The 25,733-nt window shown below is 33.7% G+C and carries 26 protein-coding genes and 1 tRNA gene; 11 read left to right on the top strand and 16 right to left on the bottom strand.

The features are described 5' to 3' along the window. Window positions 1-39 precede the first annotated feature (39 nt). The 3 genes from AC4FQX_RS09750 to AC4FQX_RS09740 form a co-directional block, all read right to left on the bottom strand. Window positions 40-1,083, bottom strand: a complete 1,044-nt coding sequence (locus AC4FQX_RS09750; RefSeq protein WP_491167502.1) for a hypothetical protein — start codon at window positions 1,081-1,083, stop codon at window positions 40-42. Between the two features lie 74 nt (window positions 1,084-1,157). Beyond that, a complete protein-coding gene (locus tag AC4FQX_RS09745; RefSeq protein WP_491167501.1) occupies window positions 1,158-2,510 on the bottom strand; it encodes a hypothetical protein in 1,353 nt (450 codons plus the stop codon). A 12-nt stretch (window positions 2,511-2,522) separates the two neighbouring features. Next, window positions 2,523-3,689, bottom strand: coding sequence for a hypothetical protein (locus AC4FQX_RS09740; RefSeq protein WP_491167500.1), 1,167 nt, complete (start codon window positions 3,687-3,689; stop codon window positions 2,523-2,525). Window positions 3,690-3,911: 222 nt separating this feature from the next. Between AC4FQX_RS09740 and AC4FQX_RS09735 the strand changes: the two genes are divergently transcribed. Beyond that, on the top strand, window positions 3,912-4,640 hold the full coding sequence (locus tag AC4FQX_RS09735; RefSeq protein ID WP_491167499.1) for a hypothetical protein: 729 nt from the start codon (window positions 3,912-3,914) through the stop codon (window positions 4,638-4,640). 147 nt (window positions 4,641-4,787) lie between these two features. On the opposite strand, the gene AC4FQX_RS09730 is transcribed toward AC4FQX_RS09735, so the two are convergent. The 7 genes from AC4FQX_RS09730 to AC4FQX_RS09700 form a co-directional block, all read right to left on the bottom strand. Next, entirely contained in the window at window positions 4,788-7,193 is a 2,406-nt protein-coding gene (locus AC4FQX_RS09730; protein WP_491167498.1) for a RuvC family protein, read from the bottom strand. Next, entirely contained in the window at window positions 7,190-9,418 is a 2,229-nt protein-coding gene (locus AC4FQX_RS09725; RefSeq protein ID WP_491167497.1) for a hypothetical protein, read from the bottom strand. The genes AC4FQX_RS09730 and AC4FQX_RS09725 overlap by 4 nt, the downstream gene beginning before the upstream one ends. A gap of 6 nt (window positions 9,419-9,424) precedes the next feature. Continuing rightward, window positions 9,425-9,781, bottom strand: coding sequence for a hypothetical protein (locus AC4FQX_RS09720; RefSeq protein ID WP_491167496.1), 357 nt, complete (start codon window positions 9,779-9,781; stop codon window positions 9,425-9,427). An 87-nt stretch (window positions 9,782-9,868) separates the two neighbouring features. After that, complete coding sequence (locus AC4FQX_RS09715; RefSeq protein ID WP_491167495.1) at window positions 9,869-10,474, bottom strand: hypothetical protein; 606 nt, start codon at window positions 10,472-10,474, stop codon at window positions 9,869-9,871. A 75-nt stretch (window positions 10,475-10,549) separates the two neighbouring features. Continuing rightward, a complete protein-coding gene (locus AC4FQX_RS09710; RefSeq protein ID WP_491167494.1) occupies window positions 10,550-11,137 on the bottom strand; it encodes a hypothetical protein in 588 nt (195 codons plus the stop codon). An 8-nt stretch (window positions 11,138-11,145) separates the two neighbouring features. Beyond that, a complete protein-coding gene (locus AC4FQX_RS09705; protein ID WP_491167493.1) occupies window positions 11,146-11,706 on the bottom strand; it encodes a hypothetical protein in 561 nt (186 codons plus the stop codon). Between the two features lie 18 nt (window positions 11,707-11,724). Further along, a complete protein-coding gene (locus AC4FQX_RS09700; RefSeq protein ID WP_491167492.1) occupies window positions 11,725-12,054 on the bottom strand; it encodes a hypothetical protein in 330 nt (109 codons plus the stop codon). A 90-nt stretch (window positions 12,055-12,144) separates the two neighbouring features. Here AC4FQX_RS09700 and AC4FQX_RS09695 point away from each other — a divergent pair, with 90 nt between their 5' ends. Further along, window positions 12,145-12,726 (top strand): hypothetical protein, encoded by a 582-nt coding sequence (locus AC4FQX_RS09695; protein WP_491167491.1) that lies wholly within the window; start codon window positions 12,145-12,147, stop codon window positions 12,724-12,726. A 19-nt stretch (window positions 12,727-12,745) separates the two neighbouring features. Here the strand turns inward: AC4FQX_RS09695 and AC4FQX_RS09690 are convergent, their stop codons facing one another. The 3 genes from AC4FQX_RS09690 to AC4FQX_RS09680 form a co-directional block, all read right to left on the bottom strand. Beyond that, window positions 12,746-13,006 carry a hypothetical protein gene (locus AC4FQX_RS09690; protein WP_491167490.1) on the bottom strand — a complete coding sequence of 87 codons (261 nt, stop codon included), beginning with the start codon at window positions 13,004-13,006 and terminating at the stop codon, window positions 12,746-12,748. Between the two features lie 293 nt (window positions 13,007-13,299). Next, on the bottom strand, window positions 13,300-13,599 hold the full coding sequence (locus tag AC4FQX_RS09685; RefSeq protein WP_491167489.1) for a hypothetical protein: 300 nt from the start codon (window positions 13,597-13,599) through the stop codon (window positions 13,300-13,302). 870 nt (window positions 13,600-14,469) lie between these two features. Next, entirely contained in the window at window positions 14,470-14,883 is a 414-nt protein-coding gene (locus tag AC4FQX_RS09680) for a hypothetical protein (RefSeq protein WP_491167488.1), read from the bottom strand. 116 nt (window positions 14,884-14,999) lie between these two features. On the opposite strand from AC4FQX_RS09680, the gene AC4FQX_RS09675 reads away from it, so the two are divergent. The 7 genes from AC4FQX_RS09675 to AC4FQX_RS09645 all read left to right on the top strand — a co-directional run bounded on the left by AC4FQX_RS09675 (window position 15,000) and on the right by AC4FQX_RS09645 (window position 19,263). After that, on the top strand, window positions 15,000-15,242 hold the full coding sequence (locus AC4FQX_RS09675) for a hypothetical protein (protein ID WP_491167487.1): 243 nt from the start codon (window positions 15,000-15,002) through the stop codon (window positions 15,240-15,242). Window positions 15,243-15,268: 26 nt separating this feature from the next. Further along, the gene (locus tag AC4FQX_RS09670) at window positions 15,269-15,793 is read left to right on the top strand and encodes an antirestriction protein ArdA (RefSeq protein ID WP_491167486.1); all 525 of its coding nucleotides are present in this window, start codon (window positions 15,269-15,271) and stop codon (window positions 15,791-15,793) included. 80 nt (window positions 15,794-15,873) lie between these two features. Beyond that, window positions 15,874-16,503: a hypothetical protein gene (locus tag AC4FQX_RS09665; RefSeq protein WP_491167485.1), complete on the top strand. Its 630-nt coding sequence runs from the start codon at window positions 15,874-15,876 to the stop codon at window positions 16,501-16,503. Between the two features lies 1 nt (window position 16,504). Continuing rightward, window positions 16,505-16,939: a hypothetical protein gene (locus AC4FQX_RS09660; RefSeq protein WP_491167484.1), complete on the top strand. Its 435-nt coding sequence runs from the start codon at window positions 16,505-16,507 to the stop codon at window positions 16,937-16,939. A gap of 47 nt (window positions 16,940-16,986) precedes the next feature. Next, on the top strand, window positions 16,987-17,226 hold the full coding sequence (locus AC4FQX_RS09655) for a hypothetical protein (RefSeq protein ID WP_491167483.1): 240 nt from the start codon (window positions 16,987-16,989) through the stop codon (window positions 17,224-17,226). A 57-nt stretch (window positions 17,227-17,283) separates the two neighbouring features. Continuing rightward, a complete protein-coding gene (locus tag AC4FQX_RS09650; protein WP_491167482.1) occupies window positions 17,284-18,090 on the top strand; it encodes an abortive infection family protein in 807 nt (268 codons plus the stop codon). Window positions 18,091-19,071: 981 nt separating this feature from the next. Continuing rightward, a complete protein-coding gene (locus tag AC4FQX_RS09645; RefSeq protein WP_491167481.1) occupies window positions 19,072-19,263 on the top strand; it encodes a hypothetical protein in 192 nt (63 codons plus the stop codon). Window positions 19,264-19,346: 83 nt separating this feature from the next. Here the strand turns inward: AC4FQX_RS09645 and der are convergent, their stop codons facing one another. After that, window positions 19,347-20,657, bottom strand: coding sequence for a ribosome biogenesis GTPase Der (der, locus tag AC4FQX_RS09640; RefSeq protein ID WP_491167480.1), 1,311 nt, complete (start codon window positions 20,655-20,657; stop codon window positions 19,347-19,349). A 261-nt stretch (window positions 20,658-20,918) separates the two neighbouring features. On the opposite strand from der, the gene AC4FQX_RS09635 reads away from it, so the two are divergent. Then, window positions 20,919-21,413: a hypothetical protein gene (locus AC4FQX_RS09635; RefSeq protein WP_491167479.1), complete on the top strand. Its 495-nt coding sequence runs from the start codon at window positions 20,919-20,921 to the stop codon at window positions 21,411-21,413. Between the two features lie 97 nt (window positions 21,414-21,510). Here the strand turns inward: AC4FQX_RS09635 and era are convergent, their stop codons facing one another. Beyond that, window positions 21,511-22,392: a GTPase Era gene (gene era / locus AC4FQX_RS09630; protein ID WP_491167478.1), complete on the bottom strand. Its 882-nt coding sequence runs from the start codon at window positions 22,390-22,392 to the stop codon at window positions 21,511-21,513. 118 nt (window positions 22,393-22,510) lie between these two features. On the opposite strand from era, the gene AC4FQX_RS09625 reads away from it, so the two are divergent. Continuing rightward, window positions 22,511-22,583, top strand: a tRNA-Met gene (locus tag AC4FQX_RS09625). A gap of 71 nt (window positions 22,584-22,654) precedes the next feature. Here AC4FQX_RS09625 and AC4FQX_RS09620 read toward each other — a convergent pair. Next, entirely contained in the window at window positions 22,655-25,717 is a 3,063-nt protein-coding gene (locus tag AC4FQX_RS09620; protein WP_491167477.1) for an RCC1 domain-containing protein, read from the bottom strand. Window positions 25,718-25,733 lie beyond the last annotated feature (16 nt).

Below are 25,733 nucleotides of genomic sequence, written 5' to 3'. Positions count from 1 at the left end.
TTGGGAAAAATGAAAACTATCACAAGGGATAGGGTCTCTTTATTCCTTCAGTTTAGAAATAATATAACTGAGGTCATTTTTATACTTGTTGCTTAGTTCTTTACCGAACTTTGCCACATACAGCTCCGTTGCTTTTTCCAGAGTTAAACTATCATAATCGGCTGTATCAGTAATAGGAGATACAGGGGACTTTATGGTTGTGTCTTCTGTTACCGGAGCAATAACCACTTTATTCTTTTCTTTGAGTTGTGCTTTTAAAGCTTCAATCTCGTTGTCTTTTTCAGATAATAGTTTTTGTGTTTCCGGTGTATCCTGAAGGATAACTTTTACGTCCTTATCAGAAGTCTTTTTCCGGTCTAAGCGGATTCCGATCTCTTGTAATACCAAACGACTTTCATCGGTATTAAAGGATAAAAATTCCCCCAGTTTATGAATCCCTCTTTCACCTTTGGCCAGTGGTAGGATTAGATTTTCAAATTCATCATTCCATACAACGGCATTGTTCATCGAACTTTCTTTTACAATTCCTGCATAGAATGATAATCCGGAAAGAAATTTACTCTGATAGTTATCTGCATTCATTTTATCCAGAATAAACTCCGGCTTATTTAAAGCTTTTTCTTTTAGTTTGGCAGTACATTTTAAAGCAGACCAACCGAAAGCTTCAATTCCAAAAACAGCCAGTGCAGTAGCCTGTATTTTTAAGCCGTCCGTATCTTTGATTAATGACAAAGCTTCTTCGATTTTACTAATAGAATCAATACTTTTTTCAGCAGAAATTTCTTCACTGTATATCTCATAATAAACACCGAACCAGGGATGTTTTTTTAATAAGGTATTCAACACTACGTTTTCTGCCGAAACAATGATCTCAGTAGCCGGGTCTTCATCTTTATAATTATACTCAAAGACCACATTCTTACGTTCCCGGTCTTTGTTATCTTCAGCATAAATACTGTCAGAATTTGGAAAGTAGGCAATTACCTTTAATCCTCCGCCTTCTTTAGTGATACTGGCTTGGGGCAAGGACCATGATATAGGTTTTTTTTCACCTTTTAAGCGATATATATTTACTCCTGTCATAACACTGTAATTTTGATTAAAAAATAAAGAAGCAAGAATCTCTTTTTTCTTGATTCCTGCTTCTTTTCTCTTTGTTAGATATAGAATTTATTTTTTCTACCCACAAAAAAGCTGTTAGTACCCACCATTTTATTCGTCATTTCAGACAAATACTCAGCCGTCATAACGTCTTCTTTTTGTGGTACACCACCGAAGCCGAAAATCTGGACTTTACGTTTTCTACTGATGGTGTTATCACTTCTGTACATCAATGACAGGTATGGTTTTTCGGAAACTTTACCACCTTCCATTGTATGATTTAAACCAGAAGGAATACCTAAATACGCCAGACTGGTCGTATTGAACTTCGTTGCTCCCATTAGCGTTGGGTCATCCAGTAAACGGTAAGCGGTAAAATGAAAAGTAACGCCTTCAACAAGGATAGAAGCAAAATCTAATTTTAATGCCATATCCTTAGAGTTACTGAACATACCGTAATTCGCACCATTGACAAACGAAGCGTTTACTCCTGAGGCTAATTCTCGGAACTTACGCATCTGACCGTGATCGCACCACATGGTTACTTCTCTGCAATTCCCTTGTTGTTTTAAACGGAGTGCCATATCGGATAAATCACCCACTTCGCTAATATATTCATTGGAAATATTACCGAAATTTTCGATAGTTGGTACTACACCATTCATACCTCTTGGAAAACCTGCCAGAGTGGAAGGAGCGTTTTCTAATGCTCTTTCGTGAAAGATAGCAGTTAACTCTTCCAGATTACGAAATAGTGTACCAGTTCTTTCCATTTCGGCATTATACCATCGTGGACCAAACGGGGTCATTACCCATGAGGTATGTACCATGTCACTCTCATTGATGTTGTAGGTTTCTTTAATGATTTGAGAATAGTTGTAATACGGTTTTGGGTTCCAATTACGCCCAATCCCAAATGTAGATGTTCCTTTATCCCATCTATTAGAGAAGTCAACCAATACGGTAACGGTACTGGTAAAGTTAAACACAACACCATCACTTTTTGCTTCAAAAACAGTTGGTGAAATAATAGCGGTTACAATTGCCTGTGCTTCTGTAGCGATACCATCTGAAATTTTCACTACCATATTTACTCTCAGGTTATGAGGAGTTGGTGAAGTAAATTGTTCTCCGGATACTGCTACATTATGAATCACGTTATGTAAACGACCCAATTCCATATGTTGGATCATATCGGATTCATAGGTGCCTTCTCCGGCTACTACACGTAAAAAATCAGTGATCTTTCCCAGTCCGTTAGAATAGAATAATTCCGGAACTAATTCCGGCTGATATTGCTGTACATAATCGTACTTATCTATAAAGGTAGCGTGAGAAGGGATCACTCCGGCAGGTGCATCTATTACAGATATACCTGTTAAGTTGTTTTCTCTTAATTCAAAAGCCATGATTTCAAGTTTTTAGGGTTTAAAATTCTGCGGAAATCCATAACTCCCTTTTTTTTCTGTGACCGGAACCATCTTCTTATCACTACCGGTTGATAATGAATTTCGACTAAAGTTCACATTGTTTTCATTTTTGATGATCTCTTCAATTGCTTCCGCTCTTGCTTTGTGTACAATTGAAAGGATCGCTTTTTCCCTGTTTTTCGGATCAGACCAAAACATATCTTCAGCAAATTGTTTATGGTTAAATCCGGTTTCGGAACGATACCGCTTTTCCATCGTACCATTCACATCACCTACAATTGACAACATACTATGCTTGTCTTCAGGCGAAAAATCATAGCCGTACTTTAATTCACGTTTCGTTCCGTTATCGTCAACTTCTATTGCAAAAGCAACGCCTGTAACACTGTTCACATTCGTTGTAGCTTCTTCAATATACTTTTGACGGTTTTCCACCAATAACTGATAATCTGCTTTTTTCATTAACGTTCCGTTATCCAGTTGGATAATTTCGTCTTGCTCGGCAGGTTGCTCAACTTCGGTTTTCTTTTCTATCGGTTGTTTGTATTTTTGCTGTTCTGCTTTTTTTTCTTCTCTGTAAGGGTTTGAAAAGGTGGCAAGTTCTATTCTGTCAAGCGGGTCTATTTCGGTAAGGTCAGTAAGATCAATATTTAATTTTCTTTCCAGAAAAGCGTCTGCTTGTGCATCGGTTATATTTTGACCGCTTTCTTTTCGAATTCTTTCTCTTGCCAGTTCCAAAGCATCTGTCTTATCGTAATCTTTGTTTAAAGCATTAAAATCTTCTCTGGTTCTTCCGGTCTCTTTACGGTATTTAAAATACTGCTCATCTTCTTCACTAAACAGACCTTCATAGGGATTTACTTCTTTTACGATCTCTTTAATAACTTCTTTCTCTTTAAAAAGGTCCTCTATAGAATTGATCTCTTTGCCCTGACTTTTAAAGTAATCTAAAATGATCTGTTCATTAACAACACTCTCAGTAGTTGTTTCCGGTTCTGTCATAACAGGATTTTCCTGTACTGGAATATCAGCAGTAGATTGCTGACTATTTTCTTGTTCCGGTTCTATCGTTGAGGTTGGGATTTCTGTTTCTGTTTCAGAAATAGTAACTTTAGGTTGTATCTCTGCATCCGGTAAAAATTCTTTTCCAAAGACCATAATAATAGATTTTAATTATAACTACAACAAAGATAATAGAAATAATCTATTTTAAAAGAAAGCAGGAATAAAAAATAGTGATCGTCAGTAAAAGAAAAAATATGTTAAATTTTGTATATTGTACCCTTCTATGGAAAAGGTTTAAATTTAAAATTAAGATGATGCATTTGTATAAGGTGGAAGTTCAGTTATATGAAGGCAAAGATTAAAAAATGATAGGAAATGACAAAAATTGAAGATTTATCAAATTCTTTTACAGAGACCATAAAGGATGCAAATCTAAAAGATATTAGTGTGGATATGTCAGAAGTTTTAATTGACAATTTTCTTGAAGATGGTATTTTAAAAGATATTCCTATCATTGGTACAATACTAAATCTTAGAAAATTTTCACTAAATATAAAAGACCTTTTATTCACAAAAAAAATCATTTATTTTATTTCTGGGTTTAAAGAAATATCCAAAAAAAAAAGAAGTGAAATGATTTCTAAAATTGATGATTCAACGGAATTTAGAATTAAAATAGGTGAAAAACTTTTATACATAATTGATAAATGTGAAGATCATGTTGAATCTGAATACATTGCAAAATTTTTCAAAGCATTTTTAAACGAAGAATTAACCTATTCAGAATTTTTAAGATGTTCATCAATTCTCCAAAATATATTTATAGAAGATTTTGAATATTTTATAAATCATAAAATTCCTGAAAAGGAATCTATTTCTTCAAATAATAGTTGGAATAGTTTTTCAAATAATAATTGGAATGAATATCCAAGTGAAGTTGATATGAATCTAGTTAATGCTGGCTTATTAGAAATTGAAATTGAAAAAATAACCATTAGTGACCAAGATGATTGGAAAATGAATGAAAAATATGTTGTTGGAGGAGGGGAGAAATATATATATATTACTAAAATTGGAAATAAAATAAGAGCAATCTTTAAGTAAAAACTATCAGCAAACACAGATTTTTCACTATTGCGAGGTTAGGGTTTAATTTAAATTTAATAGATTTTCTATTTTATCAAATTACTGTTCTGATTCTTTTTTCTATATCTTCAATCCTATAATTAAAAAATAAATTTTAGGAGATAGTTAATCTCCTAAAATCGTTGAAAAATCAAATTCATTTTGAAAATCTATAGGGTCTTTGTTCTCCTTACGTTGCCGGATCATTTCACTTTGTTGCGAATTATTGCGGTCTTGCCTAAATTTCTTCTCGTCTTCTTTAAGCTTATTCAGATTAAGAGAAGCCATTGCCCTGATTTGTTCCAGATAGACTTCCTGATTAAAGGTTTCTTCCCGTAAAGGCGCACGAAGGTCCTGTAATGCTTTTTCACGTATTACTTCCATTTGAAAGAGTTGTCCGTTATACTTTAGATCAACCTCTTTTTTGAAACTGTACGATTGTGCCTTTGCCTGTTCAGCAACCTGAGTGGACTGCGCATTAGCATTAGCCTGTTCCCGAATAACAGCAAGCTGTTCTTGCTGTTTCATTTTAATACGTTTTCTTCTGTGATACATTAAGTACTCGGTAGCCAGTTTAAGATTTGTTTTAGCAATCCGGGTGGCTTCAATCTTGATTTCAGGGTCAATAGTACCTTCCTGAATACCAAATGACAGGTCTTCTTGAAATCTTTGTAACTCTTCAGTAGTAGGTAACATTTTAAACACAAAACCGAATTCGTGCAAATGGCGGTTTGCCATCAGTTCGATAGCATCGACAAAATGTTTTCCTAATACCGTACTATAGAGTTCCTTTAAATGTTTGGCTTCCGGATGTCTGAAAATACCATTGATTCGGGTAGAGATTACTTCACATACTTTTTTATTGAAAAACACTACACTGTCTACAATATTTTTGGTGGTGGTATTACTGGCAAGCTGATTCATTTGATTAACGCCAAGTAACGCATCAGGTGGTAAAGAGCCGTCACGTGCTAAGTTGATTCCGGTAATATCTCTGATCTGGTTGTAAAAGAACGCCCATGCATTTAATGCAATGGCAATACCGGACCCCTGACTAACGGGTGAGCTTTGTACAGCAGGAGCTTCTTTGAGTCCGCTGTCTCCCATATCCACCCGTTTTTTAAAGACCACACCCCGTACCTGCATTAATGTCAGTGCATTTTCCCAATTTTGTTTTTTGGTGCCTTTACCAAAATCCAGTTCTGCCAGTGCATCAATATCAATTACAATTTGATCCGGTTTTAATTCACCAATCAATTGTTGTATTTTTAAAGACAAGTCCTGTAAACGGCTACCAATCGGTTTAATATTATCCAAAAAAGCACGTGGTATATTTTCATAGATATTAGTAGACATAAATACAAACGGGGACATGGCTTTATTCATTTTGTCTCTTACCAGATTCTCACATTCCCGGTAATCATAGATCGCATCACAACCTATAATATAATTCCCTTCAAACCAAGTGTCTAATGTTTTTGAAATTTTGCCCGTATCACTTCGTTCCGGTGCTTGGTACGTATCTTTCTTTTGGCTTACTTTAACGGCTTTACCATTTCTGATTTTGGTTTTATAGGTAATCGTCTTAACGGTTTTATAGGCAAATCGTAAAACGTTTACTTTATAATCAATGATTTCATCAATAGTACAGTTGTCAAAATTAATTCCGGTAGAAGGATTGGAACCGGAACAGCTTTTCGCCAGTTCTCTTATTGTCGCTTCATTGCAACCGCTTTCCCGTCTGACATCAGATAATGTAATGGTATCAATAACCCCTTCATAGAATTTATCGGCGAAATCATTCCTGTTCACGTAACTATGAATATAATTTTCCGGATCAACATATTCAATCTTAACCCCATCATTTTTATCGGTAAAAATGCGAACCCCAAATAAGGCTATATCTACAGCATCCTCATTTTTTTTCTTTTCGATAAACGACCAGTCGCTGATCTCTTTGATATAATTAATCAGTATTTCTTCACCGATAATGATCTTATTGGGTATTTTGATTTCACTGTACAATCGCAATTCCTCTTCATCTTCCGGTACAAAACCTTTCGGCATCAGGTCAATTCCCAATACTTCTTTGGTCTGTTGTAACATGGCTTTAGAATACATATTTTTACGGTATTCATCTTCTGTGTCCGATTTGATCTTTACGGACAATGCATCTGTAGCCTGAATATCCAATCGGTAGTTTTCATCGGATATCCCATTCGATACAATGCGACAAAATTTTTCTACAAAATTAATGTTCGTCCAGTCCAGATTCAGGAAATCAAGATCATTATCACCTCGTGAAATATGATCTTTAGAGGCTTTGGTATCCTGTTCTCCCCGAACCAGTTTACGGTTTTCTCTAACGTAATTTTTATGTTTCATGAATCTTGAATCTGTAGAGAAAATCCCACCATTGAACCATTCCCCTGAGATTAGTTTTGAGAATTTTAACCCGTATTCATCACTTTGTTTCTCTTCAAAAGAGGCAAACGGATCGGGGTTTCCTGTTACTTTTTTTATCGTTATCATACCGCTATTGAAATGTTTCCTGAGTTATCGTATTTTGTAAACGGAACCACAATAGGCTCCTTTCTTTCCGGTTTTTTCAGTTCTGTCTTCTGGTTTCCTAAAAGAGAAAGACTGGAACTGATATAGGCATCGTATTTGGTTCGTTTTTCCGGATCAACCTCTTTCCACTGTACAAGTGTCCGGGTAAAAGGCATATAACCCATTTCACCCTGTGATCGTACAGAGCTGTCCCGTGCAACGCCTACATAATCCTGAATATGACTTTCTACAGCATAAAACTGTTGTTCTCCGATCTTAGCATCCTGTGGAGATACACCACCATATTCTTTTTCGGTATCACTCAGATCAGACCAGTTCTTAAACGGATTGTTCAGGCTGAAATGACGGTATCCTCTGTTTTTGACAGTGGTTAAAAATTTCTCATTCGATAATTCGGCAAGCATCGGAATAGAGAAATAGACCATTGCCATAATAATATCTTCAAAGAATAGTTCTACTTTTAATGGTCTATCGATATATTCCAGTATAAAAGTGTTATTCGGTAAATACGAAGTATTATACTTGGTGCTTAAATGAATAGAGCCTTTAGAACCTCTGTTGTCTACAGTCTTACTTCTGTTATATGGGTCGACACCGAAACAACCGATATGAAACGCTAACGGTGCGTAGGCAGTAATACCATTGATCGTTTTCATTTCCTTTTTATTTCGATATTCTTCCGGTGGATGACAGTTTTTGGCTATCCAGAACCGCCCGTTCTTCGGGTCAGGATTCCATTTCACAGTACTGTCCTGTATACCGTTAACCCATGAGAAATTGCCACGTTCTACTTCGGAGTTCCCCAGTTCATTTTCTCCCAGTTCATTTTCATTGTGATCGATCTGTTCTGTGATCTTCATCAGGTTAAAAGCACAATCTTCGGTTTCATCCCGAAAAGCATCCTTTTCCGTATCCGGGAACTGGCGTAATTGTTCGTTGTATTTTTTAGGATCATTAATCATTCCTTCCAATTCATTTTTTAAGAAGGTGACCGCTCCCTGACGAACATATTTACCCAAGTCATTTAATACAGGTTCTTTAGGGTCATCCAGAATGCTGAAGCCATACGTATCAAAGAACCCTTCCATACAATATTTAGCAGGTATAAAAATACGGTACAATCCGGATTTAGTCTGGTCATTCTGATTGCGTTCTAACGGATTAGAATCGTTCCATATTTTTTTAAACTCAGAGCCGCCCTTTTTCATCGCATTAACGGTAGAGACTACAAAGGCCTTTCCGACAATATTACTACCGATTCTGTGAGAGGTTTTAACGATGCTCCAATAATCGGAAAAAGGTACTTCTTTTGGATATTTACCGGATTCATCTATCAGAGACCGAAATATCTTTTCTCCATCCATTGCGTTTAATTCGGTATTGTGCCAACTGATAACGGTATCCAGTCCGTCATGATCTGAAATTTGTTCTCCGGCTTTACGTTTTTTGGTAGGCTCGGATAATACCAGTTCTGTTTTTGGGGTGGTCGTTCCGTCCCATACCGGAAGAAAGAAACAAGGCAGACGTTTAAAAGTACGTACTAAACGGTTAAATATCTTTTTGGCATCACTTCCCTTTTTGGAGATCATACCCAAAATCTTATTTTCATGACTGGTACCGGATTCCAGTAATTCGGCGTTGCCTAATGCAGATGCGCCAAAACGTCTGTTTTTTACATAATCCATTCCATAACAGCGATCATCGGCTTTACAGGCTTCCCAATAGATCATTAATTCATTCTGGATCATTCTGAAATTGGGAAATTTATCTTCTTCCCGGAGCCACTGGATAAAGTAACAATAGGTCCCGGTTACATAGATGGGTTTTCCTTTAATGAAAATCCATATCCCTTTATTTCTTCTGTCAAATTCCTGATCGATATACTGCGCAAAACGGGGTTCGTGTTGCGTGTTGGTGTTTAGTTCTTTCGGTAGTTCGGTTCTCTGCCATTTTTGATCTGCTGTTGCTTTATCGTAATTGATAATTTCTTTAGTATCGGGTTTTTCAGGAAAACCGATTTGTAGACCGTTTACATAATATACATCGCCTAAAGTACCGTCCTTTGAAATAATAATAGTATTAATTGCAGGGTCATAACCATACTGCCACTCTTTCATTTTGTTTTTCTGAAGGCGTATTTTTTTAGGTACCGGATGGTTTATTTTATGTCCCAGATAAAGTAACATCGTCTCTTATTTTTTGGCGTAGCGTTTGGTCATATTGGTCTGTACCGAATCGGTTTTTACGGATTCTTCCTTTTTTTCTTTGTTATGAAATTCGGGATCGTTCAGCTCTCTTTGCAGTTGATTCACCTGAAGTAACATATTGTCAGCATTGTTCAGTGCATTTTTACGTATATCAATAAACTTATACAACTGCTGTTCGGATGAGGCAATCACTTCTCCTTTTTCATCTGTAACATCAATAAACAAAGGGAGTGGATTACTAACCGTTTCAAAAATATTCTCAATCAGTTTCTGATATTTTTCAATCAGCTTCGGAATGGTTTCTTTACGTATTCGTTGCAGGGTTTCATCGTTCTTTTCCATATTTTTTTAAATAAAAAAGGGTTTATATTCTCTTTTTAAAAAGGTAATAATCCGTAATTGTAGACCTAATTCAATAGGCATCAGACCTTAATTTTGTTCAATGGTTCCAAAAATGTGACGGTTCTTAATCCAATAATACGTTTTTGACTCCATGTAAAAAGCGAGTCCTATACCTTCTTTAATCAGGATAAGGGTGTCTTCCCATATTCCTGTTTCGGTATTTTTGGTATTTGGATAGATTACTTTTGCAATTCCTTTTATGTCCTGCTTTATAACCTCAGATATAATTAAACTGCTTTTCGGACTTTCAATCGGATTCTCTTTCAGGAATTCTACCAATAGATTATCCTGATTTCCTTGCCAGCTCTCTTTTTCATTCTCACGATACAGTACAATCATATCCGGAGAAATTTTATATAATCCGTTTGCTTTATCAACCATAAAAACGTTATCCTGCATACCGTTTTTCTGATAGATATGCTGTAAAAAAATAGTAGGGTCAATAAGAACCTGATAACCTTCTTTAATCGTTGTAGCAGTTAATGCAGGACAACTGACAACTCTAGCAATTCTATTCGCCAGTCGGTCAGCAGAAAAGCGTTTATCAGCGAAAATTTCAATTCCGTTTTCTGTCTGAAATGTTTCGCTATACGGGTTTTCTACATAAATGATAAAATCGTGGAGTCCTTTCATACTGTTTTGTTTTAAATATTTTTTTATTCCCATCTGTAGTCCCACTTATTTTAATTTGTGGAGGAGATAATCACGTCATTTTTGCGCTTGTTTCAATTCGGCTATTAACTCTTTAACTTGCTTTAAAGTAGGAACATCTTCATTATTTATAGCTCTTTCGCAAGAAATTCGTGAAGGAATACTTAGTCCTGCATCATCATCAGTTTGAGCTTTAAAAATAGCTCCTCGATGCCCGACCGCAATATGAAAGAAATTTTCGGAAATTCCCAGACTTACAATTGGATTTCCTCTAACACACAACTGTATACCAGCAGAATTATCTTCTTTGTCATGATAAATTACCAAAGAATCAATATCCCTATCAAGCAATTCTCTCCCTGAAATTTGTAATGCACAGTTAGTGACGTTACTAAGCTTCATCACATCTTGTAAATTGTGTAGTTTATTTTTTTGTGCACCCTTTTCAATGCTTTCCAGTTTATATTTATCCGTATTGGTAAAAACATTTGTATTACTATTGCTTTCATACTTTTGTTTTATTTCTTTCGCTGTAAATCGAGAAGGAATAGTAATGTTTGTGGATAATTGTAAAACCTCTGCGTTTGTTGCAGGGGGATTATCTAATCCGTAGGGTCTGTTTGTAATTCTGAAAAGTTTTTCCATAAAATTATTTATTTAAAAATTTCAAGAAAAACAATATTGTCCGTATAAGAGGTAACTTCTCTGGCCGATATAATATCTTCTTCTTCTAACAGCCTTGATCTGTCAATCACTCGACCGGGATAAAATAAATCAATATTTGATTTTATTATTAAGTTGTATGTTTTAGGATTGGAATCCACTGTAATAATTGCTCCGGTGTTGTTGCCAATTACAGTATTGGTATCTATTAACAATAATAAATCGGTTGTTGTCCATTTAGCCGGAGTTGTTCCGGTCGCTTTAAAGTAACTGTAGTTTTGATTGTCTCCTCCGACATTCGTAAAATCGTCATCTGCTTGATAGTTATATATCTGATACCATTTTCCGATAATTAAAGAAACGCCAACAGTCAATTGTTCTTGATCTGAAGTGTGGGATATAGTAATTTTTTGACTAACAAGACTGATAATAATATTGCTAATATCCTCAATAATGCTTGCTAATTCAACAGGAGGAATAGCATCTGTTATTCCGGTTTTTGCGATCATTCTATGTTGTAGAATTTGTTCTATTTGTTCTTTGCCTGTCATGATCTTTTTATTTAATGATTAACTGAACTCGCTTGTAAATTCCTTTGTAAATGTTCTAATTCCTATTACATTTATATAAACATCTGCACTAGGGTCTAGTTGTAAATCAGTCCTTGTATCTAGCCATTTTTTTATTCCTGATCGATCTAAAGAACTCAATTCAGAGGCTTCAATTTTAATAATTTGAATACTTGGGTTTTTTATAGCACCGCTTTGAGCAAAAGAAACGATTTCCTCAATGCTGTAGGTAAAGGTTTTACCTGTATCCGGGTTGGTTCCGACAAAGAAACACGCATCACTTGTCGTTGGATCAGCAGGGTAAATAGTTTTGTTTTTGATTAGAGCCATAATAGATATAATTGATAATCAACACAAAGATAATAGATTTATTCTATTAATAATATGTAATTGATTAATTTTGTCTATCAATACAGGGATATGAAAAACCAAAAATCAAAAGTCAAAACCTCACTAGGGGAAGAGACAAGGGCGGTTTTAAAAGAAAATAAGATAAGGATCGTTAATAACGTTACCGGGAAATCCAAGCAGAATAAATATTCTAAAGAGGCTTTTTTGCACGTATATCAGGGGTATGATTTTTTAGAAAATTTAATAGTGATCCGCCCGTATATTCAAAAAAGATATAAGATTAATATCTATCTTTTTGAACTGCTTTTAAAACTGGGAGCTGTGCAATACTTTACTCGGGAGGAGTTTGTAAAAATCCCAAAGACCTATAATTATAGAACCATTAAGTCCGTTATGGCAACCGGATACGTTGGTATCTTTATGAAAGGTAAGAATATGGATAAAAAGATATTCTGTTTGACCCCTTCCGGAAGAGCAATTGTAACTCATGTTTACGAATGTTTGTCCGGAGAAAAAAAAGTGCCGGAAAGAAACGATGTAAATCCATTGGCTAAAAGTACTTCTAATGCTTACGATAAAAAGCGATTAGCTTTGATAAAGGAACTCAATAAGATTCCTGTTTCCAACGCTAAGAAATCGCTTTTTGAATAATGCTGAAGCAGATCCTTTATTACAGAATTAGTTCTATATCTTCTCTTTCCCGGAGGATGATATAATCAACACCATTTTGCTCATAACACATTCCTTTAGCCCCGTTAAATCTTCTAATACGATCACCTGCTTTTAACTTCTTTACTTTCGGACCGACAGCAACCACAATACCATCGTTTTTATTTTGATGGTGTTGTGGTAAAAAGATTCCTGAAGTGGTTTTTCCATCGGTCTGATCTAACTGAATAAGTACACGATCATTTAATAGTTGTAAGGTCATGTCTGTTCAAAGGTTTTTTAAATTACGCTTTATTAGTTTTTGTTTGTCCTTGCAGTTGCAGTTCTTACATCTGCATTTCTTCTTAAAGGTTATTATTTCGGCATACCGATTGTTTTCAAAGAAAGTAACCAAGCCCCCACGTGAGGTATACGTCTTTTCAGTTTCTTTGAATTCAAAATCTTTGAATTCGGTAATATCAATAATGATATTATGCTGTAAACATTTAATTTCTTTAGCCTGTTTAAAATATGTTTGAATCATTTTTAAACTGGGTAGGTCGGGTTGTTTCATACTTATAAAATCGTAAGCTTATTCCACAGGTCTCCGGGACTCATAAAAACACCACCATTTGAATATTTGCCATAATCTAATTCAAAGCAATAATGCTCAATTTCACAGAATCCGTTTTCATCTTTAGGGAACTCCAATCGTAAAAGAGAAAAGATCATATTAATCAGTTTAGAATTATCATACAATTCTATATCCTCAACTTTAAAAACTTTTGCTATTAAATGAACCTTTTCAGTATCTTCCGATAACTGCTCTCTGATAGTTTCAATAGCCTGAACAAAAACCTCTTTTGATATATTCATAGGATATAAGAATTAGGGATTAGCTTATTTATTCTTTAATCTCATTATTGAGACTCTAGCGTATTTTGAATTTCTTCCTTCATAATGCCGATGAAGTTTGTATTGGAGAGTACAAAGGTATTTGTTTTTAGCATTACATTAGCGAAAATGCTAAAAAAATGCTAATTAGTTTTTATAGATAGAGTATTGAATTTTAGTATTGAGAAAATGAACAGAGAAAAAAATAGCTTTTTAAAAAAGTTATCAATTTGATCTATGATAGTGGTATTGGGACCGTATAGAGGTCTGGGACGGATTCGTGCGTTTTGGAAACCGTTTATTTTTGAGGGAGGGGGGTATGTTTTTTTGTTGGTTGAGTAAAATTTTTGGGTTTTTTGGGTTTCTCTCTATAGCTAATTTTATATAAACTCTTTTATATTTGATCTACTATATCTTATATTATTTTTCGTTAAGCCCTGTCGTTGTTGGAAACTTCATTTTAAATGTGCTGATTTTCCCGACTACTTCCCGATTTGAGCAGTTTTACATCAATAAAGTATAATTATAGAACTTTTAAACTCTTCGAGGTTTCAATATTTCAAACCTTACATTTATATATTGAAAGATTATACACTGGTTATCGCTTGTTTAATTCAATATAAAGGCTCTATACTGCCTTTAAACAAGGTATTTTTAATAGTTTATTCGATCGTAAGTATACTATAACCGTGTGTAGGTGTCAGAAAATTTACATTTTCCCTTAACATATAAATTATTGTACAAATATTGCGGTATTGATTCAATATGTTAATTAAATACCTGTTTAGATGGTTTGCTTTTGTATTTAATAGAAAAACGCCTTAGATATAGCTACACTATAAATAAGGCGTTTTAATAGGTTGTTTTGTTTACTGTGGTGTTTCCTCCTCTTAATTGTTTGTTTTCTCTTAATAACAATTCTATTTCACGTTTTAAGCCTGCTATAATATCCTCTTTATCTTTTAAACGGGCATCCATTAAAGATAAAATTTCGTTTGGTTCTGCTGTGGTTGTTCCACTTACTGTCAAAGGTGTATGTTCTTTCAACATATTGCCTTTGCCAGTGATTAACCACTCAAGATTAATACTAGGATAGTTAAGTAATATATTTGCTATAGCGGTTGAATTAATAGGTGTCTCCTTTGCTTTACCTGTAAAATTACCATAAGTCATACCAATTTTACGCATAAAATTTTGCTTATTACCTTCCTGATTTTCAGCGAAATATAAAATTCTTTCTTTAATATTAGAAAATTTATTACTCATAATTTGTTTAATAGAAAATATATTACCTATATTTGTAGTGTTGTTAGGTACAAAAGTAGTAAAATATTACCCAACAATCAATAGGTAATAAAATATAATGACTAAAAATAAAGATTATGAAAATAGAAATTCAAAACGAACAAGGAACAGAGCCTACTTGTATAGACGGATTATCTCGCTGTACTACATACATAGACGATACCTATTATAATAACAAATCTTTTATAAGTGTTGATTCTTACGAGGGTTGGGGCGATACCTATCAGGAAAGAGAAACACCTCTTATTACTATTTCTGTTCAGGGTAAAATCTTATTTGAGGAAAATATTGAAGAACTAGAAAACCAATTAAAAAAATAATCTATAACCTAAAAAATTATAAAGACATGGAAAAATTAGACCAAGCAAGTATCTACATAGGAACATACGCTAAATATAATAATGCATCATTAGAGGGCAAATGGTTAAACCTTAGTGATTATTCCGATTACGAAGAATTTATAAATGCCTGCTTAGAACTCCACAAAGACGAAGAAGACCCAGAGTTAATGTTTCAGGACTGGGAATATATACCCGATTCGTTAATAGGCGAATGTTCACTATCTGATAAATTCTTTGAAATTAGAGACAATTTGGAAGAAATGGAAAGCAACGAGAAAGAGCCCTTTTTAGTTTGGTGTGATAATCATCACAAGGACTTAAAAATAGAAGATTTTGACGACTTAATAAATTCTTTTAGAGATAATTATTTCGGTCAGTATGATAGCGAAGAAGATTTTGCTTATGAGCTAGCGAATAACACTTTAGAAATCCCTGAACATATAGCACATTATTTTGATTATGTAGCTTATGCTAATGATTTATTTTCTTCTGATTACTGTTTCATAGACGGATACGTATTTTATAACTAAACAAAATATAAATCTCTAGTGAACTGTATTAACGGTTCACTAGAAATCAAAAAAGTAAAACCAATAAGAGATAAACAACTATGAAAAATGAAAAATATAAAGAGGTTAGAATAATGAATTATTACGACCTACAATTAAACAAAAAAACGTTGTTGGACGGTACTATTATTGTCCGCTTAGAGGATTTTAAAAATAAATATAAAATCTCTGATCTTCATCTTTCAGGATTAAAAAAGTATAATAAAGAATATATAACTCTCAACGATGCTTTATTATTCTCAAAATTGAAAAAACAAAATATCCCGTTTGAAAAAATATGTTATTCTGATGTTGTTTGGTGTGCGGTAACTAATGAACCATTATTACCAGATGAAGAGGCTTATTTCGATGTTCATAATGGGGATGTTTTATGCAATGAAACATCAGTATATAATGAAAGATTAGATGCTTATGAAAGAGCTTCTGAAGAAAATGATTGTAATGACAAACATTATTCTCTTTCTATTTCTTGGAGTACGGAGGACTTTGAGTGTCGAGCAAAAGATAAATTTGATGATACAGATAACATAACTTGGGATCAGTATTATGATCCCTCTAAATTTAAAGAAGCTTTGGTGCGTATGTTTAATCGACATGATGCAGAATTCGGCATAACGTGGGATACTATAGACTTTTATTTAGACGAATATTGTAAATATAAAAACGTATAAAATGAAAATAGAAACATTAACAAAAGAAGAGCTTACGAATATTGTAACAGTTTATACTTCCATAGTAGAAGTTATGTATGAATCCTCAACTGATGAATTCGACAAATTTGATGAAATAAAACGATTAATTTATGACAAAAGCCTCTCTGTGTCATGGCGTACAGAAGACTTTATAAAAATAGAAATTCTGGAAACTGTTTACTTAAATAAATCCGCAGAACAAGCAGATTTTTTATCCATAAATATAAATGATAAAGTAAATCATTTAGTTGCTTACAATAAAGGGAATGGTTATATAAAACTGTTTAGCTATCAAGATTTTTTTAATTTTTATTACTTAGACAACAATGATAATGAAAGCATTGATATAACACAGGACTTATATAACGAAAACGAAGAGTTTGACACTTTTATTAAAGAAAATTTTATTTCGTAAAAATGGTTTAAATATTATCTTAGCAGAATAATAAGTTTAAGAGGTTAATGAAACGATTTTATATTAAAGAATCAGAACAGAAAGAAAATCTATTTACAATAACAGATACACAGAATAATTTAATTCTGATCTTTGAGAAAGGAAGATTTGATGAAACACAAAAAATAAAATATTTAGAAAATCAGAATTCTTTAGACTCTATAAAAGAAACTAAAGCTATTAGAGAAATAGAAAAATGGTTAAACACCTATCATAAAAATAAAATCAATAAGCTGAACGGCTTTTAAAAAATAAAATTACCTCACAGAAGAATTGTCTCAAAATCATTAGAAAAATATTACAATATGATAGAAATCAATAATGTTGAAAAAGGTGCTTTTTTGAAGCTTTTCAACAGAGGAGGGTACGTTTTAGATTTTTCTACACCTGACTTTGATGCTTTTACAATGGATAGTATCGGAGAGCCTCTTTGTCAAAAATATAAATTATCTAAAGGGAAATCGCTAATTGCTTACACAGATGAAGTAGATAAAGAAAACATAACAAAACTTTTTAAAGATCTGCTTGACTACTATGAAAAAGAGTATGATGATTTTAAGAAAGAAACAGAGGGTGAAATACATTACACAAAACTATACACAAAATGTCGAGCGACAATAGATCGAATCACTCAAGTAGAAAGCCTTATTAATATTTCTGCTAAAGAATTGAAAGAAAAATTTTCGAGTCAATATATTTCAGATCAGATTAAGTTGATGCTTGAAAAGCAGAAGAACAATCCAACTGAAGCGATCGGAAAAGCAAAAGAGTTGATAGAGAGTTGTTGTAAAACGATATTAGAGGAAAAAAATATTCCGCTAAACAAGAAATGGACGATTATTCAACTTGTGGATGAGACAACAAAATTACTCAAAGTTACACCAAAGGACATCCCTGATACAATATCTGAAGCTAAAGTAATAAAAGCAATTTTAGGAAATCTCAAGGCTATTGCAAGTAATGTTGCTGATTTAAGAAATTCTTATGGTAGTGGACATGGCAAAGGTGCTAAATACAAAGGTTTAGAAGAAAGACATGCAAAATTAGCCATTGGTAGCAGTATGACTTTAGTTAGTTTTCTGTGGGATTCTCACGAAAAACAAATCAGCTAATTAAGAAAACAGTCATATTATATTACTGATTAAGGAAAACAATTTATTAACCATTAAAAACAGAAAAAGTATAAGAAAAAAAAACCAAAAGAACTGAAAATGATTGCATGATTTTCTAAGAAAATTAAAAGTAATCGACCCCTGCTAATTTAAAAGCAGGGATCAAAAACTTAATAATAAACTACCGAATAGAAGACAAATTATCAAAAGTAAAAGCTTTAAATAAACATGAAAACTAACATGTTTTTAAAATTTAATATTTAAATCAAAGTGTTTTCATTTGTTTTTAAGATGCTAAAATCGGGAAATAGTCGGGAAGATTTGCATTAGCATTATTATAAATAGATGATATTTAGTTGTTTAATTTTTAAATAGTTATCTAATACTTAATATCCTATATTTCATTATACCTACAAGGTCAAAAAAAGACCTTGCAGGAAAATCATATATTGTAAACCTCTTTTTCCCAATACTGTGAACTGAGACTGTAAACCGATACTTTCTATCTTTCTTCTTGACTCTTTCTTCTAAATATCGTAAATTGTATATCAATTATATCTACAAGGTCAAAAAAAGACCTTACAGGAAAATCATATATTGTAAACCTCTTTTTCCCAATACTGTGAACTGAGACTGTAAACCGTATACTTTCTATCTTTTTTCTTTTCCGGTAAATTTTCCAATCTTATAGGTCAGAGAAAACACTGCATAACGTTTCTAATCAATCAGAGTCGAATCTTTTGCAGATGACAGATATACTGTCGCAAATTCCACAGGAAGTTGTGTGTTTTCATCTATTATTTTCCCTTTAAAGCTTATAGCGTTCTGAGAAAAGAAAAAACAACTAAAAGATAAAAAAATAAATAATAAAACTATTTCTAACTATAAAGAAAGAAAATTTTCACTCTTATGAAAAGCCGTAAAAGACTTTGTTCTATATTAAATACATTCGCCTTATTATAAATTTAAAATATACTAATCATGAAAAAAGCACTACTATTACTTTTACCGATTCTGTTATTATCCTGTTCATCTGATGATGGAAGTACAAACACTACAAGTACAGGATGTAAATATGGTCAATGTCTTGCAATAAAGGATGATGGAAACAGATGTAAAAACTGCAGTCAGGAATATTCATCTTATTGCTGGTCACACAGATTAAATAAATAAATATTACACGTAAAAAAGGCGCTTATCGGTGAAATAAGCGCCTTTTATTTTATGAATCAAATACTTAAAAAATCAGTATTCTTTTATTTCTGTCTAAAATAGACCTCTATCGGCACTCCGGAAAAGTCAAAATTTTCTCTTAGTTTATTTTCTACAAAGCGCTTATAAGGCTCTTTAACATATTGTGGCAAATTCGCAAAAAACACAAACTGAGGTGTTGGTGTTGGCAACTGCATACAATATTTTATTTTCACATACTTTCCTTTTAATGCCGGTGGAGGTGTTGCCTCAATAATAGGCAACATCAGATCATTTAATTTTGAAGTAGCTATTCTTTGTTTTCTATTCTCAAAAACCTTTACCGCCATTTCCAGTGCTTTTAAAAGTCTTTGTTTTGTCAATGCAGAAACAAATAAAATAGGCACATCAGTAAAAGGCATTAGTTCTTCTCTGATTTTTGCTTCATATTCTTTTGTAGAATGAGTATCTTTTTCAACCAGATCCCATTTATTAACCAGAATAACCACCCCTTTTCTGTTCTTTTCTGCTAACCAGAAAATACTCTGATCCTGTCCTTCAAAACCTCTTGTAGCATCAATAATAAGAATACAGATATCACTATGCTCAATAGCTCTTACGGAACGCATAACAGAGTAAAACTCCAGATCCTCTTTTACTTTTGCTTTTCTTCGGATACCGGCAGTATCTACTAAATTGAATTCAAAACCAAAACGATCAAATTTTGTATCGATTGCATCACGAGTTGTACCTGCAATATCGGTAACGATATATCTGTCTTTACCAATCAGAGCATTAATAAAACTTGATTTTCCTGCATTAGGTCTTCCTACAACAGCAAAACGCGGTAATTCCGTATCTTCTGCAACCACTTCTTCTTTTTCAGGAAAGGCTTTAATTAAAGCATCTAACAAGTCTCCTGTTCCACTACCTGATATACTTGAAAAAGTATAATATTCTCCTAAACCTAAATTATAAAACTCAACTGCGTCTTTTTCACGCATTGCATTATCCACTTTATTAATGGCTAATAAAACAGGTTTCTTTACTTTTCGAAGTAATTTAGATACTTCTGCATCCATCGGAGTGATTCCTTCTTCCACATCTACAACAAACAGAATAACATCTGCCTCATCAATGGCAAGCTCTACCTGTTTTCTGATCTCTCCTTCAAAAATATCTTCAGAACCTTTTATATAACCACCAGTATCAATTACTGAGAATTCTTTTCCGTTCCATTCACTTTTACCGTAGTTTCTGTCACGAGTAACTCCGCTCACAGAATCTACAATGGCTTCTCTCCTTTGAATCAATCGATTAAAAAGAGTTGACTTCCCTACATTTGGTCTTCCTACTATGGCTACAATATTGTTCATATGTAATTTTAAAAATATTTTGCAAATGTAGTGAAAATTGACCTACCAGCTAATTGGTTTGGTTACGGATTTAAGCATTCTTTAAAATTACTTAACAGAAAAAGACATTTTGTTGTGATCTTGCTATAATTCGGAATAAAAGAAATAGCCTCTCTTTTCAGACACTCAATGCTCTTTAAAGCAATTATCCATAAACAGATATTGTTTTAATTATTTTTTATATAAAATTTTAAGTAATTTAGTAGAATAAATCTACAAACCATGAGTTTAGATACCGCTGTTAGACTTCGTCCCCGCTCTGAAAGGATTTCGTCAAAAACAATTGATGAAATCAAATCATCCTGTGAACAACTGAAAAAAACATACGGATCTGAATTCAAAATTCAGAATGCGAATCGTCTGATCTGGATCACAGTAGGTTTAAAAAGACGTGAATACTGGTCTCCTACCCTCTCCCTTGAACTGGAAAAACGAGAAGACAACACTACTTTGGTAAAAATAATCTATGGACCTGATCCTGTATTATGGACCTTATTTATGGCTATACATTTTATTATTGCTATTGTATTTACTGTATTTGGAATTATAGTGTATTCCAAATGGTCAATGAATCAGCCTTTTACTTTTGATATTTTCGTTATGATCGTTATGATCAATCTTTGGTTATTACTTTATTTCATTGCCCGGTTAAATAGAAGAAAAGGAATGCACCAGACTCAGGAATTGATAGAAGTAATGGAACAAATACTGCATTAGATAAAATTTAAAGAGTTTAAAATTTAAGATTTCAAGTTTTTTCACAGATCGTTAAACTTGGACACTTTAAACTTTAAACTCTTTAAACAAAATATTTTTATTGATTGTAACCGAAACGTTTTAACTGATTCGCATTACTTCTCCAGTTCTTGTTTACTTTAACATACAGTTCAATATGAATTTGTTTACCAAAGAATTTTTCCAGATCAGCTCTTGCTGCTACTCCTACTTTCTTTAATGCCTCTCCTTTATGCCCTATAATAATTCCTTTCTGGGTATCACGTTCTACCATAATCAATGATCGGATACGAATGATATTCTCATCTTCAAAAAATTCTTCTGTAACAATCTCCACCGCATAAGGAATCTCCTTACTATAGTTCAATAATATTTTTTCACGAATGGTCTCATTAACAAAAAAACGTTCCGGTTTGTCTGTCAAAGTATCTTTTGGATAAAATGGCGGTGATACAGGAAGTAAATCTATAATACGTCCAAATACTTCTGTAACATTAAAATTCTCTAAAGCTGATATTGGAAATATCTCTGCATTGGGAACTTTGGCCGTCCAGAAAGCCACTTGTGATTCTAACTGTTCCTGATTAGATTTATCAATCTTATTCAGCAGTAATAATACAGGAATCTTCGCATGAATGATCTTATTAAAAAAAGCTTCATCTTTTAATTCCTGCTCTCCAATCTCAACCATATAAATTAAAATATCTGCATCTTCAAAAGCGGACTTTACAAAATCCATCATAGAAGCCTGCAATTCATAAGCCGGCTTAATAATCCCGGGAGTATCTGATAATATAACCTGAAAATCCTCTCCGTTAACAATCCCAAGAATACGATGACGGGTAGTCTGCGCTTTTGAAGTGATAATAGATAAACGTTCTCCTACAAACGCATTCATTAGCGTTGATTTCCCTACATTGGGATTCCCTATAATATTAACAAAACCTGCTTTATGTGACATTTTAAAATATATTTATGCTACAAAGGTAGTTATTATCAGTTGAATAGAGGAAATAAAATATTTTCATCTAAAAAAAATTGTTTATTGAAATATCCATCGTATCTTTGCACCCGAACATCGCGGGATAGAGCAGTAGGTAGCTCGTCGGGCTCATAACCCGAAGGTCACTGGTTCGAGTCCAGTTCCCGCTACTAAGCAAAAGCCACTCATTTCTGAGTGGCTTTTTTTATTGGTTTTTGCTTTATTTAATAATTTAAAATATCTATTTTTCTACTTTGGAACTAATACTCATAGGATTAATCATTATATAATTATTTTTAGCACCACCAATCTCAAGATTACAAAAATCTATATTGGGAGTATTTGTAAAATCATACTCTAGTATAGTACCACTCGATCCTGTTCCTATTCCCATACTACCATTTACTAGATGCCCTATATATCCAAACTTACCAAGTCTTTTATCCATAAGAGGAGTAACATGCCCCCCCATTTCAACATAAATAACATCATGAAAACCAGGAGTTATACCGTAAGGCACGCTTGGAAGGGACTGAGTGGACCAAGCCGAAGATCCTAAACGACCACTATCCGCATAACCCCAAAAATAAGGCACTCCTCCCTCATTAATCGCCCCAACAGCTCCACTATAAGTATCATGAGTGGTTGCGTTTATAAATTTAATGTTCTCCAATGCTCCCACACCTCTTTCATCTCTAACTACCTGCCAGGTACTTTGAGTTACAATACTCCCTATACCCAATATTCCATAAGTATTTATCCCTAAAGAGTAAACTCTTTTATCATCTCCTAAAACAAAATAAGAAGGCACTGTACCTGAACCAGATAAAGCAATCATTTTAATTTCATTAATTGTAGAAGGAAGAATCATTTTAACTGGGATTCCTACATCTTTAGGTGAACTTCCGTCCCCTAAATAAGTGTTTCTTCCCCATGTATACAATTCCCCTGAAACCGTTAAAGCTAACACTTGTCCATAAGCAGTAACTTTAACCGATTTCACATGAGAAACTCGCGCTTTATGCCATAATTCGTCTATTACTAAACTATTATCTCCATAAACAAAACGCGAAACACTACCTCCAATATAAACATCTCCACTTTTAGTTAAAACTAATAGAGCCTGACAAGCTCCTTCTATACTTTTTACATGGCTAGGTAAAACTCCTTCCGGCAATGCAATTTGCTGAAAATATGCCGAAGACGGTGTCCAAGATGTCGGAACAACTCTACCTTTATAACCCCAGGCATATAACCCTTTTGTCGAAAGTATAAAAAACTGATCTGTTGATGTAGTTACTCCTGCTACCCCTCCTAATGTGACATCCACTATATCACCTTCATAATAAAAACCATTTGCGGGAGTCATTTCTACAGGTTCAAAAAGATGATCCGGTCTAATTGGATTTGCTCCCTGACCAAATATAGAAAACCCTGTTTTTGTTCTTACCATTGTAGTATGGAAGGAAGATTGAGCCAGACCATAGTCATTTGTAATTTCATCTAAATTTATACAATGAGGATCCCCAATAGGCAACCCCTCTCCTGTACAAACATCTATTTTAGAATTTAAAAAATACAGATTATTCGGTGTTATATACCCTATTTCTGAAGTAACAGCCCCATATTCATCTACTGTAACCGGACCATTCCCTAATATACCGTCTCTATCCGGATCTTTGAATCCAGCCTCCAACACATCATCACAACTATCACCATCTGAGTTTAAATCCTGATGATTAAATTCACCATCACCATCTACATCTTCTCCTTCACATATTGACTTCGGATACAAAGAAGGCATATAATCCACTATTTCTCCTGTAATTTCTCTTATATACCTTTCTGGGTTTATTGTCTCCCCAGATTTCCCTAACAAACGATAAATCCGATAAAAATCCTCGTTTTTAGTTATAGAAATCCTATAAGAAGCAGGAGTAGTGGGTTTTCCCAGCTCAAGAACATCTGTCAAATCTACCCAAGTAACCCCATCCTTTGAACCCTGTAAAACAGCTGTTGCTGTTGAAGCAAAAAAACCTGTAGTACTAAATTCCAGCATAAAAGAAGAAAATTTCACACCTACAGTCAGTTTTGTTTCTAACTTAAACACTTCTAAATCAACTATAGAACTACGTGCTTTAACAACAATACCATTTGTTGTCGTACGAAGCCCATCAATCAACTGCTCCAGAGTCCCTTTATAAGACAGCTCAGTACTAACATTAAATAACTCTGTCCTGTCATCTGTTTCATAAAAATTTTTTAGTAAATAAAAACAGGACGGAGATTCAATATGATCATAAATACCATCATTATCATCATCAACATCAGCGAAATCTAAAACACCATCTCCGTCAGTATCTTTTGCTACATTAATATCTTTTAATTTATAAAACTCCAAAGGATGTATATAACCTCCTGCAGAAACAACAGCTCCATAAGAATCTACAGCAGCAGGACCATGACTGCTTCCTAACATGTTATCTCCATCCGGATCCGAAAATCCCGCTTCTAACACATCTGACCCCCCGTCTCCGTCTGAATCTAAATCTAAATGATTAGGCTGACCATCCCCATCAATATCCTCACCTATACAATCCGGCTTCAGCTTCGGATATAACGAAGGCATAAAATCACCTACCTCTCCTGTAATTTCCCTAATAGATTTAACACCAGAACCATGAATAGCTCCGGCTATTCCAAATACACGATAATGCTTATATATACCTCTATACGGATGATTTACAGCTAGCTCAAATTTAATAGTAGGAGAAGTTCCTAAATCATTGATACCATCTGTTAAATCTACCCAAGTAACCCCATCTTTTGATCCTTGCAAAATTGCCCTGGTACCTGTAGCAAAAAAAGACATACCATTAAACGTTACTGAAATTGAAGTATATTCTATACCTAAAGCTAGTGTAGTGGTTAATCGAAATAGCTCCTGATCTACTAAAGATGTACCAGGCGTAAAACCAATTGCATTTCTATTATTAATTCCATCTACTGCCTGCTCTAAAAAACCCGTATAAGCTAGTGTTGAACTAACATCTAAAAACAGGGTTCTATCTCCACTTTCATATAAACTCTTATCCATATAGAAACAACTCGGAGATTCAATATGGTCATAAATACCATCATTATCATCATCGACATCATATAAATCTAAAACACCATCACAATCAAAATCATCAGGACATCCCGTGGTTTGGGCATAAATAATTGAACTGCTAAAATTAAACAACAAAATCAACAGCAGAAAAAACTTTATTTTCCCTTTTGTTAATGTATAAAAATACACCATAATATATTATTTTTAA

It is taken from the genome of Flavobacterium sp. AK-301 (assembly GCF_058310215.1).
The sequence above is the reverse complement of the archived record's forward strand: the minus strand, read 5'-3'. Positions and strand labels throughout refer to the sequence as shown.